This is a genomic window from Streptomyces sp. RP5T (assembly GCF_003933965.1).
Lineage (GTDB): Bacteria > Actinomycetota > Actinomycetes > Streptomycetales > Streptomycetaceae > Streptomyces.
The window spans coordinates 1-4,757 of record NZ_RSAJ01000619.1; the positions used below are offsets into that span (position 1 = coordinate 1).

Here is a 4,757-nt window from a genome sequence, read left to right on the forward strand (position 1 = left end):
CCCCCAACGGCAGTTCCGCCCGCACCGAGAAGCCGCCCTCCTCCCGGGGACCGGTCCGCAGCGTGCCGCCGAGCGCCGTGACGCGTTCGCGCATGCCGGTGAGGCCGTGGCCGGGCTGGGGCGGGCGCTCCGGACGCGCGGCCCCGTCGTCGTCCACGCGGACGGCCAGGACGTCCGTGCCGTAGGCCAGTTCGACCCGTACCTTCGCCGGACCCGCGTGGCGGGCCGCGTTCGTCAGGGACTCCTGGACGATCCGGTACGCGGCCCGGTCGAGAGGAGCCGGCAGGGCGCGCTCCTCGCCCGTCACGCTCAGTTCGACGGCGAGGCCCGCGGCCCGCGCCCGCTCCACCAGCAGTGCCGGCGTGCCGGTCGGCTCGTCGGTGCGCAGGACCTCCAGCGTGGCGCGCAGCTCACGCATGGCCTCGCCGCCCGCCTCCTGGATGGCGAGCAGAGCGGGCGGCACCTCCTCGCCCCGCTTGCGCGCCAGATGGACGGCCACGCCCGCCTGGAGCTTGACGATGGAGATGCTGTGAGTGAGGGAGTCGTGCAACTCCCTTGCTATGCGCAGGCGTTCCTCGCCGGCCCGGCGCAGCGCGGCCTCCTCCCGGGTCCGCTCGGCCTCCAGGGCCCGCTGTTCGGTCTGGCGCAGATAGGCCTGCCAGTTGCGGCCGGCGAGCCCCGTCACCACCGCGCACACGAACCAGCCCGCGAGCAGCCCGGTCCTCTCGATCGCTGCCGGAACCGTCGGGCCCGTGGCGGCGTAGGCCGCCAGAAAGATCCCGCTCGCGCCCGCCGCCCGGCCCCGGTGCCCCAGTTGCGACGCGAGATGCACGGCGGCGAACACGGTGAGCGCGCCGAGCGGGCCGGGGTGCGCGTGCAGGACGTACGCGGCCCCGCTGGCCGTGGCCACGGCCAGCACCAGAAGCGGCAGCGCGCGGTGGAACGCAAGAGCGGCCGCGCCCACCACGAGGAGCCCGTGGTCGAGGGCGGTCGTGTCCTTGTCCTGAGCCGCCGCGACCACGGCAAGGGCGCCGACCACGACCGCGAGGGCCAGATCGGCGAGCCGCTGGGAGATGGCCCTGCCGGCCGTGTGCCCGCTCATGACCACACGCTAGACCGCCGCACGGACACCGGCGTCAGCCCTGTGGACAACTCCCCCGCTACTCCCCCCGTAGTAGTCGCAGGGCCGGCCCGCGCTCCCCGACGCAGCGCCAACTCCCTTCGGCCGTAGGACGACCGCGCCCGGTCCCGGGGCGCACGCTGCTGTGCATGTCCACACCCTTCCGTTACACCCGGCCCGTTCCGCCCAAGGCCGCCACCGGCCGTGCCGCCGAGGTCTACGAGCAGATGTCCCGTGACTTCGGCATCGACGAACCCGTCACCTTCGTGGTCCTCTCCTCCGCGCCGGAACTGCTCGCCCCCGCGTGGGCGCTGATGCGCGAGTCGCTGATCGCCGGCCCCGGCAGCCGCACCGGCAAGGAGCTCGCGGCGCTCGGGGTCTCGCTGGCCAACCGGTGCCCGTTCTGCGTGGACGCGCACACCATGCTGCTGCACGCCACCGGCGACCACGCACTCGCCGAGCGTGTCGCCCGGGGCGAGCGGCCGCGCGACGAGGAGCACGCGCGCGTGCTGGACTGGGGCAGGCACACGCGCGTGCCGGGCGGCCTCGGCGTGGCCCCGTACCCGTTCCCGCGGGCAGACGCCCCCGGCTATCTCGGCACCGCGTTCGCCTTCCACTTCATCAACCGGATCGTGTCCGCCCTGCTCACCGAGAGCCTGCTGCCGGGCAACGTCCAGCGCTTCAGGGCCGTCCGCAGCCTCGCGGGCCGCACGCTCGCCCGGACCGTGCGCCGTCCGGCCCGGCCCGGTGAATCCCTCTCTCTGCTCGACCTGCCCGATGCCGGCGAGGCCCCCGCGTGGGCGGACGGTACGCCCGTCGGACTGGCCTACGCGGCGCTCCTGCGGGCGGCCATGGCGGGCGCCGGCCTGCTCGGCACCGACGACCAGGACCTCGTGGAGGAGGCAATGCTGGACTGGGACGGATCGCACCCGTCGCTCGGCCTGGACGGCATCCCGGACCGGCGGGAGCGCCCCGGTGCGCGTCTGGTGCTGCTGGCCGCGCTCGCGCCGTACCGGATCACCGACGAGGACGTGGCGGCCTGGCGGCGGCCGGAGCACACCGACCACTGTCTGGTGCACCTCGTCGCCTACGGGGCGTTCCTGGCCGTCGACCGCATCGAGTCGGCCCTCCACCGGCCCACCGCCCGGACATAAAGGGACACATGACGCATCGGCGCCAGGGGGCAGTGACGGCACCGGTACGGAGCGAGTTCGCACTTCCACCCCACAGGCAGACATGTGAAACTGGCGTCCCGTCCGCAGTGCGGACCCGTCCGCACCGTCCGTCCCCCACGAAAAGTGCGCCGTGCGAACTCTTTCCCTGCCGCTCGCGCTCACCGCGCGCATCTCGCCCGTCGTCGTCCTCGCCGCGGCGGGCTGGGCACTGACGTCGGGCCCGGCCACGAAGCCGGCCACTCACGAGGAGTCGGCGCCCCAGTCCGCCGCGGAGTCCCCCTCGGGTACGGCCACGGCGGCCCCCACGAAGCGGTACGCCGCCGCGCCCGCGCCCTGCGGCAGCATCGGCGCGGCGACGATCAAGTCCCTGGTACCGGGCGCCAAGACGGCCGGCAAGGAGATCCCCTCGACGGACGCGGCACTGCGCCGGACCTGCTCCTGGAACGCGCTCAAGGGGTTCGACTACCGCTGGCTCGACGTGTCCTTCGAGATCACGGAGTCCGACCAGGCGGCCGCCAAGTCCTTCAAGGAGAACGTCGCCGACAAGAGCGGCGGCGGGCCCGTGCCCGGCGTCGGGGACGCGGGGTACTCGGTGGTGAACCTCAGCACCGAGGACAAGCAGCAGACCCGCGAGGGCGTGGTCATGATCCAGGCGTCCAACGCGCTGGTGACGGTGACGTACAACGGCAGCGACTTCGAGTCGAAGAAGGCGCCCAGCACCGACGAGATCAACAAGGGTGCCATCAAGGCCGCCAAGGAGGCCGTGGCGGCACTGGAGAGCGGCCAGAAGACCTGAGCCGACGGAACCGGTCCTGGCCCGGCCGCCCTCCACGCGCGCGTGAGGCGAACCGTCAGGCCGCGATGCCCTCCTGCTCCCTGCCCTTCGGGAGCATCAGCGCGATGTACAGCAGCAGGGACGCACTGAGCCCCACCGCCCAGCCGTAGTCGGCCAGCGGCTTGAGGAACGGGATCAGTCCGTCGGTCGGGAACGGCCCGGTCTTCTTGCCGTCCGCGCCCACGCCCGAGTACGAGCCGCCGACCGCGAGGAGTCCGCCGACCGCGAAGGCGAGGATCGCCCGCCAGTTCCAGCCGTTGGCGTACCAGTAGCGGCCGCCGGGTGTGTAGAGGTCCGCGAGGTGCAGGACCGTGCGCCGGACGATCCAGTAGTCGGCGATGAGGATGCCCGCGACCGTGCCGAGCAGACCGCCGACGACTCCGAGCCAGGTGAAGATGTAGAACTCCGGCGTGGAGATCAGCTTCCACGGGAAGATCAGGATGCCGACGACACCCGTGATCAGCGCGCCCGTACGGAAGTTGATGAACTTCGGGGCCAGGTTCGCCAGGTCGTAGGCCGGTGAGACCACGTTGGCCGCGATGTTCACGGAGATCGTGGCGACCAGCACCACGATCAGCGCGAAGAGCAGCCCGAAGGCGCTGTCGGTCTTGGCCGCGAGTGCGACCGGGTCCCAGATGGCCTCGCCGTAGACCACCTCGGAGCCGGAGGTGACCAGCACGGCGAGGATCGCGAAGAGGGTCATCGTCGTGGGCAGCCCCAGGGCCTGCCCCCAGGTCTGTGCCTTCTGACTGGCGCCGAACCGGGTGAAGTCAGGGATGTTCAGGGACAAAGTGGCCCAGAAACCGATCATTCCCATCAGGGACGGGAAGAAGACGGGCCAGAAGTCGGCGCCCCATCCCAGCTTCGAGGGCTGGTCGAGCAGTGCGCCGAACCCGTCCGCCTTGACCGCGATCCAGACCAGCAGGACGAGCGCGCCGGCGATCACGAAGGGCGCGGCCCAGTTCTCGAAGTGCCGCAGGAAGTCCATACCGCGGTAGATGATCGCGATCTGGAGCGCCCAGAACAGCAGGAAGCACAGCCACAGGGGCCAGGGGTTGCCCGCGATCCGGCCCGCGTCCTCCCAGCGCCCGCCGGTCAGCTTGGAGCCCAGCGCGAAGATGCCGCTGCCGCCGATCCAGGTCTGGATGCCGAACCAGCCGCAGGCCACGGCCGCCCGGATCAGCGCCGGGATGTTCGCGCCGCGCAGCCCGAAGGAGGCCCGGGCGAGGACCGGGAAGGGGATGCCGTACTTGGGCCCGGCGTGCCCGGTGGCCAGCATCGGCAGCAGCACGATGACGTTGGCCAGGGCGATGGTGAAGACGGCCTGCTTCCAGTCCATGCCCAGCGCGACGAGGCCGGAGGCCAGCGTCCAGCTGGGGATGCAGTGCGCCATGGAGATCCACAGGGCCGCGAAGTTGTACGTCGTCCACTTGCGCTCGGAGACCGGTACGGGACGCAGGTCCTCGTTGGCGAAGGGGCTGTCGGCGGGGAACGCCTCGGGGGCGAGCTCGACGCGACCGCCGGAGGAGTGCGGTATCGGTGACCCCGGGGGGACTGTTTCGGTCATGGGCAGGCCAATCGATCAGGACGGGACGGGATGGGCCGTGCGGGGGGCCTCGGACGGGGC

4 protein-coding genes are annotated in these 4,757 nt (G+C 72.2%); 2 read left to right on the forward strand and 2 right to left on the reverse strand.

The window, feature by feature from the left end; genetic code table 11:
* Positions 1 to 1,102: sensor histidine kinase (locus tag EHS43_RS37725; RefSeq protein ID WP_148104194.1), on the reverse strand; the 1,102-nt coding region annotated here is incomplete at its 3' end.
* Positions 1,103 to 1,269: 167 nt separating this feature from the next.
* Between EHS43_RS37725 and EHS43_RS37730 the strand changes: the two genes are divergently transcribed.
* Positions 1,270 to 2,274, forward strand: a complete 1,005-nt coding sequence (locus EHS43_RS37730; RefSeq protein WP_125195128.1) for a carboxymuconolactone decarboxylase family protein — start codon at positions 1,270 to 1,272, stop codon at positions 2,272 to 2,274.
* A gap of 151 nt (positions 2,275 to 2,425) precedes the next feature.
* Positions 2,426 to 3,091 carry a hypothetical protein gene (locus EHS43_RS37735; RefSeq protein WP_125195129.1) on the forward strand — a complete coding sequence of 222 codons (666 nt, stop codon included), beginning with the start codon at positions 2,426 to 2,428 and terminating at the stop codon, positions 3,089 to 3,091.
* Between the two features lie 55 nt (positions 3,092 to 3,146).
* Here EHS43_RS37735 and EHS43_RS37740 read toward each other — a convergent pair whose 3' ends face one another.
* Positions 3,147 to 4,697 (reverse strand): NCS1 family nucleobase:cation symporter-1, encoded by a 1,551-nt coding sequence (locus EHS43_RS37740; RefSeq protein ID WP_125195130.1) that lies wholly within the window; start codon positions 4,695 to 4,697, stop codon positions 3,147 to 3,149.
* Between the last annotated feature and the right edge of the window lie 60 nt (positions 4,698 to 4,757).